This is a genomic window from Nocardia sp. NPDC004718, from assembly GCF_053601535.1.
In genome coordinates this window covers 110,715-123,241 of sequence record NZ_JBSGCA010000014.1, presented here as the reverse complement: position 1 = coordinate 123,241, position 12,527 = coordinate 110,715, and the positions used below count along the sequence as shown (strand labels likewise).

The window sequence follows — 12,527 nt, the reverse complement described above, 5'->3', positions numbered from 1 at the left end:
TGGACTGGTGAGAATCATTCGAATTGGCACTTTGATAATGCCATTAGCGGCTCGATGCTGGGTTCATGACCGAAACAGTCAGCCCACGGGCCCCCCTCTCGCCGACGCCGCGCAGCACGCCGACCCGGCTGACCGACCGTGCCCGCACCGATCGCGCCGACTTGGACGCGGTGCTCGACGCCGGGCTGATCTGCCACTTCGGTGTGCTGCTCGGCGGCGCGCCGGTCGTGTTGCCGACCGCCTACGGCCGCGACGGCGACACGCTCTACCTGCACGGCTCCACCGGCGCGGGAAACCTGCGCGCGGCGCTCGCCGCCGACATCTCGGTGGCGGTGACCTTGGTCGACGGCGTGGTCTACGCGCGTTCGGCCATGCATTTCTCGATGAACTACCGCTCCGCGGTCGTGCTCGGCCGGGCTCGGGAGGTGACCGAGCACGACGAACGCCTGCACGGGCTGCGCGTGATCGTCGAGCACGCCGCACCGGGCGCGTGGTCGCGCGTGCGGCCCCCGAGCAAGAAGGAGCTCGCCGCCACGAAGGTGCTCGCTCTCGACCTCACCGAGGCGTCGGTGAAGGTCCGTGCGGGCGGCCCGAAGGACGACCCATCGGACATCGACAACGGCGGCGTGTGGGCCGGTGTCCTCCCGCTGCGCCAGATGTGGGACACCCCGATCGACTCCGCGGACCTGGACCCCGGCGTCTCGGTCCCCGCCGACGTCCTGGGCCGCTCTGCCCCCGCCCGCTGACTACTTGCGGGGATGGGGACGACGGCGCGAGTCCGGCGATGTCGACCGCTGCGCGTGACCCACATGGTTGCTCGAGTTTTCGCGGGCGTCACAGCGGGCGCGGCGCGTCGACCGGCTGCGCGGACGCGGAGTCGTGGCGGGCCGTCGAGGCGGCCGGGCGGCAGGCGAGCAGCGCCGCGAATGTGAGGAGCCAGATGCTCCACAGCACATAGCCCGCGAAGTTCGCCTGCGCGGTGAGCGGGACGTTCAGCGGTACCAGTACTCCGCTGAGCACCAAGACGGCGCAGGCGCAGCCGAGTGCGCTCCACACTGCGGGCATTCTGTGCCGCAACGCGATGGCGACCAAGGCCGTCCACGCGGCGGTGAGGGTGTATCCGGCCGTCTCGCCGAGGCCGGTGCCGAGCACCGCGCCCAGCACTTCGAAAGTGCGCACGGCCGAGGAGTCGGGGCCTTCCTCGGCGGCCCGCGCCGCCAGCGCCGGCACCGCGACGGGCCAGCGCAGCAAGCCGATCGCCTGCACGGCGGCGGCCGCGACGCCCGTCGCGACGGCGGCGCGCATGGCCGGTCCGCGGTCCAGCCTGCCGATCAGCACCGCCAGCGGCGCCAGTGCGGCGGCTGCGACGGCCAGCACCACGAACCAGGTGACAACGGCGGTTTGGTTCTGCCGGAACAGAGCGAGCACCTCGGCCGCGGGTTCGCGTAATACGTGCGGATAGTCGAAGGCCGAGCCGAGTCCGGCGAAGGCGACGTTCAGGGTGATCGGCGCGGCCACCAGCAGGGCGATGACGGGCCAGGGGCGTGCGGGCATGGCGTCTCAATTCTGGCTGTACGGGGTACAGATAGCTGTACGGGGTACAGTCAACCGGGTGGCAACGGCGAAGTCAACACCCGGAGAACGCAGGACCAGACCCGAGCGACGGGCGTTCAGCGACACGCAGATCGTCGATGCCGCCATGGAACTCATGGACGAGGGCGGTGTCGCCGCGGTGTCGATCCGATCGGTCGCGTCCCGTCTTGGCGTGAATCCGAACGCGGTCTACACCTACGTCGCGAGCCGGGCCGACCTGGAGCGCGCGGTGGTCGAACGGGTGCTGGGAGCGGTGCCGGTCGCCGTGCTCGCCGACCCGGGCGTCGAACCCCGCGCGGCCGTCCTGGAATTCGCCCGTGAACTACGCACCGAGGTGTTGAGACATCCCGCGGTGGCGGGGTTGATGATGAGCGCGCCCATGGACGGCGACGCCGCACGAGACGTCGGGGAGGCGTTGCTGAATTGCCTGACCAGGACCGGCCTCCCCGAGGAGGACTGCGCCCGCGCGGCCTACGCCGTGATGGTGCAGGTCATCGGCTCACTCGCGATGGAAGTCGCGGAAACCGACGGAAGACCACCGCTGCCACCGGAATCCGAGCGGATCGCCGGGCGCGCGGCCGCGTTCGACACCGTGGACGGGGACCGGTGGCCGCGCACCCGGGCGAGTGCCGCCGTACTGGCGCAGTGGATCTCGCACGCGCAGTTCGACTGGGGACTGGGCGCGCTGCTGGACGGATTGGTGCGGCGCGACGGTCAGAACCAGAACGCGGCACCATAGCCGGTCGTTTGCGCGGTTGCCCTTTTCGAATCGGCCCGTACGGTGACAAAAGGCATGGCCGAGGCCGGTGAAAGGCAACCGCTGACATTCAACGGGGTATTGGTGTGCGCGAAAGTGTAAGGGAATTCGGATTCCCCGTCGATTTCCGCCGTGCCGATCACCGCCGCCGTGACCGAACCGGGGGCCAGGTTCACCGCGAGTTCGCCGGCGACGCCCGCCTCGACGCCGATGCTGGGCTGAATGGCAACGGCGGCGCCGACGGTGACGCTCGGCGGCGCGCTCAGTTGCAGGGAGGGCATCATCATGTGCTGATCGGGCATGTTCATCTGCACGGAGGGCGCCTCGAAGGTAAGGGAGCCATCCAGGCCGAAAGAGGGCGCGATCCCGGCGTTGATTCCGACGCTGGGTGATATACCGATCGAGATGCCGTTGGAGATGTCGACCGCGCAGCCGACCAGATATCCGACGGCGATCTCTCCGCCGCGCAGCGCCGTGGGGCCGTCGAGAGACACCGAGAAGTCTCCGGACACCCGCACCGCGTGCACGAACGGGACTCCCTGCGTGATGTCACCGGCGGGCGCGAAGTTGTTGGCGTTCGCCGACGCGATCAGATGCAGTCCACCGGCGTTGATCTCTCCTGGCGCGGCGCCCGCCACGGAATCGGAAACAGCGAAAGCGCCGGTAGCGGTCACAACCACCGCGATGATCGCGGCGAGAGTACGCGAATGCTTTCGGTTCATCATGCTCCAGTCGAGTATCGATGGAATCGGAACTTCTTGCGCGAAACGGACTTGCACGGCAAACGGGTTGTCGCGGCCCTCACTCGGCATACGCCGCAGACTTTATCGGGCGGTGCCGCCGTTGGCGGTGAGCACGCCACACGGCGAGTCGGCCGACCCGACCGATCGTGGTCGTCGGCATTCGCGCGAATCGCCGTGACCGGCGAGCGAAACTATCGGATTTCATACCAGGTCGACAAAACTCACCGCTATTCGCCGAAATTTTGCGCGTGTCGTATGAACTCGCCGTGCGGAGATCCGCGAGCCGGGGTGCGCGCCCGTGGATATGCTCGCCGCTCGGCGGGCGCGCCCATGGGGACGACCGCGGCTCGGCGTGTCAGTCCGCGGGAATCACCACGCGGAGGCGTGCAAGCCCGCGGAATTCACCGCGCGCACCGCCAGTTCGCGCAGCGCACCGGCGGACTCGATCCGCGCCGGGTCGAGAGAGACCAAGCTGAGCAGGTAATCGTCGCCGATACGGCAGAGGTAGCCCGAGAGGCGAGTGCGGGGCAGTCGCGAGCTGGTGAGGCCGGGATGGATGGCGCGAGCGGCGACGCCGGTGCAGCGGTGTGGGCCGAGTTCGAGCAACGAGGCCGGGAGCGTGCCGATGTTGGAGCACAGAATGTCTCGTTCGCCCGCGCCTCTGGACAGTGCGTAGGCCCAGCGGTCCGGAATCACCTGCAGGAGTTCTTCGGGCATGTCGTTCGGCGCGGACATGCGGTGCTCATAGGCGGAACGGGCCAGCGCGCGGATTGTCGCCGGGGTGTCGGCGCGGGTGATCGCGATGCGCGTCATGGCGAGATCGTTGTCGACACGGGGTTCGTCGCGGGTGTCGACAGGCAGGCTGGTTTCGATCGTGTCGCCGGGAAACCCGCTGTCCCAGAGCACTCTCGCGACGAGTCGGATGAACAGGCTGTTGGCCGTGCCGCCGTCGCGCGCCGCCACGCGATCCCACTCCGCGGCCGGGCATTGCAGGATCGCGCTGTGCGTCGCGTTGCCGGCCCTGCGCGGCCGCTCGTCCCGGCTCGGCGCGGCGGGTTGCCGCGGAACCCCGTGCCGCAGCGCCGCCGCGGTACCGCGCAGGACGATCGACCACTGGCGGCGGGCGTCGGCCCAATCCGATTCCCGTGCGGAGAGATCCGCCGGACGTACCCGAGCGCCGCCAAGTGCGTCGTCCACCGCGAGTACCAGCGCGCGCCCGTCGGCCAGCACGTGCGAGCACGTGAGGGAGACGACCGAACCGCCGTCATCCAGCGCCGCGGTCGAAAGCCGCCACCCCGGGCCGTATTCCGGATCGAGCCCGGCGCCCTGCGCGTCGGCCCAGTCGAGCAGGTCCGCGACCGGGAGGACGCCCTCGGCGCGGCGTATCGGATACGACCGGACATTCGCCCGCCAGGCCCGGCGAGCTCCCGGCACGCGCGGGCGAACCACTCTGCGTCCCAGAGGGCCCGACCGCAGCGCCTCGTGCACCCGCACCAGCAGCGCGAGGTCCACCCGGTCGGCTGTCCGCCACAGCCCCTGCAAGGCGATCGGCGTGCCGAGCCCTCGGTGGCCGCGCAGGAAGATCTCGTCGACGACGCTCAGCCGGCCCATGGGGCTCAGGCGCGAGCGCCGTGCCGGCCCGCGCCGGCCGCGAAGCGATGCGCGCCGTCGGCCAGCGCCGTCAGCCCGTGGCGGAATTCGTTGCGCAGCGCGGACTCCTCGGTCATCCCCTCCTGCTCCAGCATCGACATCCGGTCCGAGCGCAGGCAGGTCTGCGGCAGCGCGGCCAGTTCGGCGGCCAGCGCCTCCGCCGCGCGGCGGGCTTCACCGGCGGGCACCACGCGATTCACCAGCCCGATTCGCAGCGCCTCCTCGGCGGCGACCGCGCGGCCGGTGAGCACCAGGTCCATGGCGCGGCCCGCGCCGATGATCTGCGGCAGCCGGACGGTACCGCCATCGATCAGCGGGACGCCCCAGCGGCGGCAGAAGACGCCGAAGGTGCTGTCCTGTTCGGCGACCCGCAGATCGCACCACAACGCGAGCTCGAGCCCGCCCGCCACCGCGTAGCCGGAGACCGCGGCGATCACCGGCTTGGACAGCCGCATCCTGGTCGGTCCCATCGGGCCGTCACCGTCCTCGGCGGCCCGGTTGGAGCGCTCGGTACCGAGTGCCTTCAGGTCGGCGCCCGCGCAGAAGGTGCCGCCGTCGCCCCACAGCACCGCGACCGCCGCATCGGGGTCGGCGTCGAACTCACGGAAGGCGTCGGCCAGCGCCGCGGCGGTCGGCCCGTCCACGGCGTTGCGTGCTTCGGGCCGGTGCAGGATCACGGTCGTCACAGGGCCGTTGCGTTCGATGAGTACCGTCACGCGCTCGACCATACGCCGTAAAAGCACCCTTGTGTGAAGAAATGAATTCGTGCTTCACTTCTTGGGTGGCCTACCGCAGGACTCCCGCTGTGCAGGCCCGCCTGGACGCTCAGGCGGGGCTGATAGTGCAGGCCGCGACGAAGGTGCTTTCGCGCGGCGGCTACGCCGCGCTGTCCATGGCGGCAGTCGCGACCGAGGCGGGCTTGGCCACCGGCACGGTCTACAAGAACTTCGATGGCAAGTCCGCGTTGGTGCGCGCGGTGTTCCGGAAAGTGGTCGCCCGCGAGGTCGCCGCCGTGGCCGCGGCGGGCGCGCTCGGAACGGCTGTCGAACGGGTCACCGCGGCCGTGGAGACCTTCGCGGGCCGCGCGCTGAAGAACCCGAACCTGGCCTACGTGCTGCTCGCCGAGCCGGTCGACGCGGCCGTGGACAGCGAACGCCTGCACTTCCGGCGGGCGTTCGCCGAGACCTTCGAATCGGCGGTGGCCGAGGGCATCGCGCGAGGCGAGATCCCGCCGCAGGACCCGAGGATCAGCGCGGCCGCGTTGGTCGGCGCGATCGGCGAGGTGCTGGTCGGGCCGCTCGCCGACGCGCCGCACGGCGAATCCGTCGTCCCCGAACTCACCGCTTTCGCGATGCGCGCACTCGGCGTGCGCGACGACCCGGGCGCGGGTGGCGCCCGGCTGGAATCAGGAGTGTCAGATGCAGACGCATGAAGTCTTCAACCAGGTGCCCGACATCGTGCCCTTCGACGTCTCGCGCAATCCGGCGCTGCTCGAGGGCCTGCACCGGGAAGGGGCGGGCTGGGCGGAAGCCGAAGTGCGAGAACTGGGCGCGCTCGCGGGCGGCGCGCAGGCGCAGGAGTGGGGCAGGCTGGCCAACGAATACCCGCCGGTGCTCCGCACGCACGACCGGTACGGGCACCGCATCGACGAGGTCGAGTTCCATCCGCACTGGCACGACCTGATGCGCGTTGCCGTCGAGCACGGCCTGCACGGCGCCCCGTGGCTGGACGACCGGCCGGGCGCGCACGCGGCGCGCGCGGCGAAGTTCTACACCTGGGGCGCCGCCGACGCGGGCCACATGTGCCCGATCTCGATGACCTACGCGGTGGTCCCCGCGTTGCGGCACAACCGGGAACTGGCGGCGAAATACGAGCCGCTGCTCGGCTCCCGCGTCTACGAATTCGGGTTGCGCGAGCCGTCCACCAAGGCCGGGCTCATCGCGGGTATGTCGATGACCGAGAAGCAGGGCGGCTCGGACGTGCGCGCCAACACGACCACCGCGACGCCGCAGCCGGACGGCTCCTACCGGATCGTCGGCCACAAGTGGTTCACCTCCGCGCCGATGTCGGACATGTTCCTCACGCTGGCGCAGGCGCCCGGCGGCCTGTCCTGTTTCCTGCTGCCCCGGGTGCTGCCGGACGGCACCCGCAACCCGATCCACATCCAGCGACTGAAGGACAAGCTGGGCAACAAGTCCAATGCCTCTTCGGAGATCGAGTACGAGAACGCCTCGGGCTGGCTGGTCGGCGCGGAGGGCGCGGGCGTCAAGACCATCATCGAGATGGTGAACATGACCAGGCTGGACTGCGTGATCGGCTCCGCGACCGGTATGCGGGCGGGCGCGGTGTACGCGGTGCACCACGCGCGGCACCGGAAAGTGTTCGGCGCCGAGCTGATCGACCAGCCCGCCATGCGCAACGTGCTGGCCGACCTGGTGATCGAGTCCGACGCCGCGACCACCGTGATGATGCGGCTGGCCGGGGCCACCGACCGGGCGGGCGGCGATCCGGCCGAGGCGGCGCTGCGGCGCATCGCGCTCGCGGTCACCAAGTACTGGGTGTGCAAGCGGGCGCCCGCGCATGCGGCCGAGGCGCTGGAATGCTTCGGCGGCAACGGATATGCCGAGGAATCCGGTATGCCGCGGCTGTACCGGGAGGCGCCGCTGATGTCGATCTGGGAGGGGTCGGGCAATGTCGCCGCGCTGGACGCGCTGCGTGCCATGGGGCGTCAGCCGGAGACGGTGGAGGCGTACTTCAACGAAGTGTCGCTCGCCAAGGGCGAGAATCCGCGCCTGGACGACGCGATCGCCCGGGTCGGCAAGGAATTGTCGGATCTCAACGACATCGAGTACCGCGCGAGGCGCGTCGTCGAGCTGATGGCGCTGGTGCTGCAAGGCGCGCAGCTGGTCCGGCACGGTCATCCCGCCGTCGCCGACGCGTTCTGCGCGACCCGGCTCGGCGACGACTGGGGCATCGCGTTCGGCACACTGCCCACCGGCGTCGACACCGGCGCGATCATCGAACGGGCATTCGTCTGAGCTGTCGGCCGCCCCTACCTCTCAGGCGGGACGGGTCAGCACGCGTTCGACCAATGCGGTGTCGCAGTACTCGACCACCTCGCGCAGTTTCCCGTCGGCGACCCGAAAGACGAAGCAATAGGTCTGGTTGTAGGTCTCCCCGCGCGTGGTCACGGCCTCGGCGCGGGCCTCCACGACGACGCGGTCGCCGGCTGCGACGATCGTGTCCGCGGCCGAGCGGTATTCGGTGAACTGAGCCATCAGCGGACGCAGGAGTCCTTCCAGCACAGCTGATTTCGGCTGCCACGTACCGCTCCAGGACCAGTCGCCGGGGAAGACCCAGCGGAAGTCGTCGGCCATGGCGTCGCTGAGTGCGCGGGTATTGCCGAGGGACATCTGCTCGAAGATCTCGGTGAGCAGCCTCTTGTTGTCGATCGCGGTCATGCCCACGACGCTAGGGGCGTCCGAGATATGCGACAAGCGACTGTCTCGCATATGTGGTATGAGCATTGCGCATGGATGAGTTCACCGTCTCCGGTCTCCGCGTGGTGCGGGAAGCCGCCGCCTGCGGGTCCTTCTCGACGGCCGCGGAGAACCTCGGTTACACCCAGTCCGCGGTGTCCAGGCAGATCGCGCTCATGGAGCGGGCGGCGGGCCGCGCGCTGTTCGAGCGACACGCCCGCGGCGTACAGCCCACCGAGGCGGGGCGGATCGTGCTGCGGCACGCGGACGTGATCCTCGGCGAACTGGAGCAGGCCCGGCACGACATCCGTCATCTCACGGCGCGCCCGGCGGGCCGTCTGCGCGTCGGTGCGTTCTCCACCGCGATGGCCGCCTTGGTGCCCGGGGCGATCTCCGCGACCCATGACCGGCAGGTGCGGATCTCGCTGCGCGAGGGGCTCAGTCCCAGACTGCTCACCGCCGTCTCGCGCGGACGCCTCGACCTCGCCGTGGTGACCGCGCCGGACCCCTTGCCCTCCGGCGTGGAGATCGAACCCCTGGTGGACGATCCGTTGCTGGTCGCGGTCCCGCCCACGCATCCGCTCGCGGGCACGACCAGCGCGACCCCCGAGGTATTGCGCGATGAGCGATGGATCGCGGGCAGCCAGGAGCCGTCCGCCACCCTCCTCGGTGCTTGGCGCGACCCGGACTGGGAGCCGGACATCGCGTTCGTCGCGCGTGATTGGTTCGCCAAACTCGGTCTCGTCGCGGCCGGACTCGGTATCACGGTGGTCCCCGGCATCGCCGTCCCCGTGCTGCCGCCGACCGTCGCGCTGCTGCGCATCGACCACCCCGCCGCGGTTCGGCGCACGGTCATCGCGCATCGTGGCGACCGCGGAGCCGCCGATTCGCGCGGTGCGTTCGCCGAAGCGCTGCGCGACCGAGCGGCCGACTTGTCCGCCCAGGTACGCCAGCGCCTTCGCGCCGGCGTCTGATCGCCGCGTTGTTCTCGTGGGCCGGAACCGCCGGCGTCGCGAATGGACACGGCGACAAGCCCGCGCCGCATACGCGTCCGCCTCCCGCCCTCCTGGAGCGTGATCCGCGCCTTACCCAGCTGGGGCCGGGCAAGCGCCCGCGCGCGTGGCATCACTCTGTGGACGAGTGTGGATACCTTCGCGAAGCGCGAGCGCCGGTCAGCGGAAGTGGCGATCCGAAACGGTGGACCGCCGGTAGTGTGGCGGCGGTGGCAGGGCAGTTCGTCGACAGACCGTTGAGCTGGCTGGTCCGGCGGGTGCAGGATCGGGCCGCGCGGGAAAGGTATCTGCTCGGCATCACGGGGCCGCCCGGCGCGGGCAAATCCGCCCTGTCGGTCGCGTTGCGCGACGCGATCAATACCGAGGCGGGCGGAGCGGTCGCCGAAATCGCGCCCATGGACGGATTCCACCTGACCAACGACGTTCTGCGGGCGGCAGGAAGTCTTGCGCGCAAAGGCGAGCCGGACACCTTCGACGTCGACGGTTACGTTTCGGAGCTGCGCCGCCTGCGCACCACTCCGGTAGGCGAGCCGGTGCCGTGGCCTACATTCGACCGGTCCATCGATGCCCCGGTTCCGGGTGGCGTGGTGTTCGACCGGCAGTCCATCGTCCTCACCGAGGGCAACTACCTGCTGCTCGACGACTTCGGGACGCGGCGGTGGTCCGCGGTTCGCCCATTGCTGGACGAGTGCTGGTACCTGGACGCCGCGCGCGACGTGATCGAGAATCGCCTGCTGGACCGGCACATTCGCGGTGGCCGCACCCCCGTGGCGGCACACGGCAAAGTGCACCAGAGCGACTTGCGCAACGCTGACCTGGTCGCGACCACCCGCGAGCGAGCCGACCTCTTGTTGCGCTGGCATGCGGGAGACTACGCGGTGGCCGGTCCGCCCGGGGCATCAGCAGTCGATCCGAGCGTCTCGTAGTCGACGCATCTCCGGGATCGCAACGCGCATCGTCCGGCGCGTGCGGCGTCTCTTGCGCTCCACCTGGGCCGATGATGGAGGAATGACGGAGAATCGCGCAGTCGGCAGGTTGTCGCGTGCCTTGCACAACCTGCTGGCCGTGGTGTGCGCTCTGCTGTTCTACTACTTCCTGCCGCTGAAGGCCCTGCATCTGGGCCGGTTGTCCGGCGTATCGGCGTTGCTCGCGTTCGTCGTCGGCGTCGCGGGCTTGATCTGGCTGGCCCGGTGGCGCATCCGGCGGTACATCATGGATCCGCGCGCGACCGTCGGGCGCATCAACGACGTGCTGCTCGTGGTCTGCGTCGTCGTCACGTTCTTCGCCCTGTACTACTACGTGCTGGAATCGCGCGCACCCGGCCAATTCGAGGGCCTGCACACGCGGACCGACGCGCTCTACTACACGATCGTCACGCTGGGCACGATCGGCTACGGCGACGTGCACGCGGTCGGGACCGCCGCGAAGGTGGCCACCATGGTGCAGGTCGCCTTCGATCTGGGCGTCATCGGCATCCTGATCGCGATATCGACCTCACACATCATCCAGCAGTTGAACGAGACGCAGCGCAACCGCCCGACGGGCGGCGGCGACTAGCGCCGAGCGTCGCAGGCGATCAGCGGTTGGCGCGGTACCAGCGAATGAGCGAATCGGTCGACGAGTCGTCCTGCGGTTCGGGCTCTTCCGCCGACGTGAGCAGCGGCGCCAAGGCGAGCGCCTGCTGTTTGCCGAGTTCGACACCCCACTGGTCGAAACTGTCGATGCCCCAGATCGTGCCCTCCACGAACATCTGATGCTCGTAGAGCGCGATCAGCTGACCGACGACCGACGGGGTGAGTCGCGGCGCGAGGATGGTGGTGGAGGGACGGTTGCCCGGCATCACCTTGTGCGGCACGAGCGCCGGATCGGTGCCCTCGGCGGCGATCTCCTCCGCGGTCTTGCCGAAGGCGAGCACCTTGGTCTGCGCGAATAGATTGCTCATCAGGATGTCGTGCATGCTGCCGGTGCCGTCGCTGGTCGCCAGATCGTCGGTGGGCTGGGCGAATCCGATGAAATCCGCCGGGACGAGGCGGGTGCCCTGGTGCAGCAATTGGTAGAAGGCGTGCTGGCCGTTGGTGCCCGGTTCGCCCCAGAAGATCTCGCCGGTGGAGGTGGTGACCGGGGTGCCGTCGGCGCGGACCGACTTCCCGTTGGACTCCATGGTCAACTGCTGCAGGTAGGCGGGGAAGCGGGCCAGATCGTTCGAGTACGGCAGCACCGCATGCGATTCCGCGCCGAAGAAGTTCGAGTACCAGACACCGAGCAGGCCCAGCAGCACCGGAGCGTTCGCCTCCAGCGGCGCCTCGGCGAAATGCCGATCCACCGCGTGCATACCGGCGAGGAACTCGGCGAAGCGCTCCTTGCCGACAGTCGCCATCACCGACAGGCCGATCGCCGAGCCCACCGAGTAGCGGCCGCCGACCCAGTCCCAGAAACCGAACATGTTCGCGGTGTCGATCCCGAATTCCGCGACCCGCTCGGCATTGGTGGACACCGCGACGAAGTGTTGAGCCACGGCGTCCTCGCCGAGCGCGGCGACCAGCCAGCGCCGGGCCGCGGTCGCGTTGGTGAGCGTCTCCAGGGTGGAGAAGGTCTTGGACGCGACGATGAACAGCGTGGTGGCCGGGTCGAGCCCGTCGAGTTTCGCGACCAGGTCGGCGGGGTCGACGTTGGAGACGAACCTGGCGGCGATGCCCGCGTCCTCGTAGTGCCGCAGCGCCTGGTGCACCATGGCCGGCCCCAGATCCGATCCGCCGATGCCGATGTTGACCACCGTCGTGATGCGCTCGCCGGTCGCCCCGCGCCACGCGCCGGAGCGCAGCGCGTCGGTGAACTCGCCCATCCGCCGCAGCACCTCGTGCACTTCTGCGCCCGCGTCGACGCCGTCGATGACCATGGTCTCGCCTTCGGGCAACCGAAGCGCGACGTGGCCGACCGCGCGGTCCTCGGAGGTGTTGATGTGCTCGCCACGGAACATCGCGTCGCGACGATCGGGCACGCCCGCCTCGCGCGCCAAATCCACCAGAAGGTGCAGGGTTTCGCGGTTCACGCGGTGCTTGCTGTAGTCGATGTGCAGGTCCGCCGCCTGGACGGTCAGCTCGCTGCCCCGGGCCGGGTCGTCGGCGAAGAACTCCCTCAGGTGTCGTCCCGCGACGGTGCCGTGGTGATCGTGCAGTTTCCGCCATGCCGCCGTCGCGGTGATGTCGCTGCTCACGTTCGCCGAGACTACAAGCAGGCACCGCCGCGCGCACGGCTGCGGGCGCGGAGAGTCGGATGTGGTCCCCCCATCAGG

The 12,527-nt window shown here is 69.8% G+C and carries 13 protein-coding genes; 7 read left to right on the top strand and 6 right to left on the bottom strand.

The window, feature by feature from the left end:
* The first annotated feature begins 65 nt into the window (after positions 1-65).
* On the top strand, positions 66-746 hold the full coding sequence (locus ACWEH3_RS13595; protein ID WP_450026954.1) for a pyridoxamine 5'-phosphate oxidase family protein: 681 nt from the start codon (positions 66-68) through the stop codon (positions 744-746).
* Between the two features lie 88 nt (positions 747-834).
* Here ACWEH3_RS13595 and ACWEH3_RS13590 read toward each other — a convergent pair whose 3' ends face one another.
* Entirely contained in the window at positions 835-1,554 is a 720-nt protein-coding gene (locus ACWEH3_RS13590; protein WP_452358321.1) for a DUF4386 family protein, read from the bottom strand.
* A 58-nt stretch (positions 1,555-1,612) separates the two neighbouring features.
* Between ACWEH3_RS13590 and ACWEH3_RS13585 the strand changes: the two genes are divergently transcribed.
* A complete protein-coding gene (locus tag ACWEH3_RS13585; RefSeq protein ID WP_450026670.1) occupies positions 1,613-2,332 on the top strand; it encodes a TetR/AcrR family transcriptional regulator in 720 nt (239 codons plus the stop codon).
* Here the strand turns inward: ACWEH3_RS13585 and ACWEH3_RS13580 are convergent.
* From ACWEH3_RS13580 to ACWEH3_RS13570, 3 genes are all read right to left on the bottom strand, one after another.
* On the bottom strand, positions 2,308-2,988 hold the full coding sequence (locus ACWEH3_RS13580) for an MspA family porin (protein ID WP_450026668.1): 681 nt from the start codon (positions 2,986-2,988) through the stop codon (positions 2,308-2,310). The genes ACWEH3_RS13585 and ACWEH3_RS13580 overlap by 25 nt on opposite strands.
* Before the next feature lie 474 nt (positions 2,989-3,462).
* Positions 3,463-4,704, bottom strand: coding sequence for a hypothetical protein (locus tag ACWEH3_RS13575; protein ID WP_450026666.1), 1,242 nt, complete (start codon positions 4,702-4,704; stop codon positions 3,463-3,465).
* Between the two features lie 5 nt (positions 4,705-4,709).
* On the bottom strand, positions 4,710-5,471 hold the full coding sequence (locus tag ACWEH3_RS13570) for a crotonase/enoyl-CoA hydratase family protein (protein ID WP_450026664.1): 762 nt from the start codon (positions 5,469-5,471) through the stop codon (positions 4,710-4,712).
* A 53-nt stretch (positions 5,472-5,524) separates the two neighbouring features.
* On the opposite strand from ACWEH3_RS13570, the gene ACWEH3_RS13565 reads away from it, so the two are divergent.
* Both ACWEH3_RS13565 and ACWEH3_RS13560 read left to right on the top strand, forming a co-directional pair.
* The gene (locus tag ACWEH3_RS13565) at positions 5,525-6,175 is read left to right on the top strand and encodes a TetR/AcrR family transcriptional regulator (protein ID WP_379250710.1); all 651 of its coding nucleotides are present in this window, start codon (positions 5,525-5,527) and stop codon (positions 6,173-6,175) included.
* Positions 6,162-7,781, top strand: coding sequence for an acyl-CoA dehydrogenase family protein (locus ACWEH3_RS13560; protein ID WP_452358320.1), 1,620 nt, complete (start codon positions 6,162-6,164; stop codon positions 7,779-7,781). The genes ACWEH3_RS13565 and ACWEH3_RS13560 overlap by 14 nt, the downstream gene beginning before the upstream one ends.
* A 21-nt stretch (positions 7,782-7,802) precedes the next feature.
* On the opposite strand, the gene ACWEH3_RS13555 is transcribed toward ACWEH3_RS13560, so the two are convergent.
* Positions 7,803-8,204: a nuclear transport factor 2 family protein gene (locus ACWEH3_RS13555; protein WP_450023042.1), complete on the bottom strand. Its 402-nt coding sequence runs from the start codon at positions 8,202-8,204 to the stop codon at positions 7,803-7,805.
* Positions 8,205-8,275: 71 nt separating this feature from the next.
* Between ACWEH3_RS13555 and ACWEH3_RS13550 the strand changes: the two genes are divergently transcribed.
* The 3 genes from ACWEH3_RS13550 to ACWEH3_RS13540 all read left to right on the top strand — a co-directional run bounded on the left by ACWEH3_RS13550 (position 8,276) and on the right by ACWEH3_RS13540 (position 10,792).
* A complete protein-coding gene (locus ACWEH3_RS13550) occupies positions 8,276-9,196 on the top strand; it encodes a LysR family transcriptional regulator (protein WP_450023044.1) in 921 nt (306 codons plus the stop codon).
* A gap of 248 nt (positions 9,197-9,444) precedes the next feature.
* The gene (locus tag ACWEH3_RS13545) at positions 9,445-10,161 is read left to right on the top strand and encodes a nucleoside/nucleotide kinase family protein (RefSeq protein ID WP_450023046.1); all 717 of its coding nucleotides are present in this window, start codon (positions 9,445-9,447) and stop codon (positions 10,159-10,161) included.
* 82 nt (positions 10,162-10,243) lie between these two features.
* Entirely contained in the window at positions 10,244-10,792 is a 549-nt protein-coding gene (locus tag ACWEH3_RS13540) for a potassium channel family protein (RefSeq protein WP_450023048.1), read from the top strand.
* Between the two features lie 19 nt (positions 10,793-10,811).
* On the opposite strand, the gene pgi is transcribed toward ACWEH3_RS13540, so the two are convergent.
* Positions 10,812-12,449: a glucose-6-phosphate isomerase gene (pgi, locus tag ACWEH3_RS13535; RefSeq protein ID WP_450023050.1), complete on the bottom strand. Its 1,638-nt coding sequence runs from the start codon at positions 12,447-12,449 to the stop codon at positions 10,812-10,814.
* Between the last annotated feature and the right edge of the window lie 78 nt (positions 12,450-12,527).

Coding starts and splice junctions, on each gene's coding strand:
- ACWEH3_RS13595 (WP_450026954.1), top strand. CDS start 66: ATGACCGAAACAGTCAGCCCACGGGCCCCCCTCTCGCCGACGCCGCGC.
- ACWEH3_RS13590 (WP_452358321.1), bottom strand. CDS start 1,554: ATGCCCGCACGCCCCTGGCCCGTCATCGCCCTGCTGGTGGCCGCGCCG.
- ACWEH3_RS13575 (WP_450026666.1), bottom strand. CDS start 4,704: ATGGGCCGGCTGAGCGTCGTCGACGAGATCTTCCTGCGCGGCCACCGA.
- ACWEH3_RS13570 (WP_450026664.1), bottom strand. CDS start 5,471: ATGGTCGAGCGCGTGACGGTACTCATCGAACGCAACGGCCCTGTGACG.
- ACWEH3_RS13560 (WP_452358320.1), top strand. CDS start 6,162: ATGCAGACGCATGAAGTCTTCAACCAGGTGCCCGACATCGTGCCCTTC.
- ACWEH3_RS13555 (WP_450023042.1), bottom strand. CDS start 8,204: ATGACCGCGATCGACAACAAGAGGCTGCTCACCGAGATCTTCGAGCAG.
- ACWEH3_RS13550 (WP_450023044.1), top strand. CDS start 8,276: ATGGATGAGTTCACCGTCTCCGGTCTCCGCGTGGTGCGGGAAGCCGCC.
- ACWEH3_RS13540 (WP_450023048.1), top strand. CDS start 10,244: ATGACGGAGAATCGCGCAGTCGGCAGGTTGTCGCGTGCCTTGCACAAC.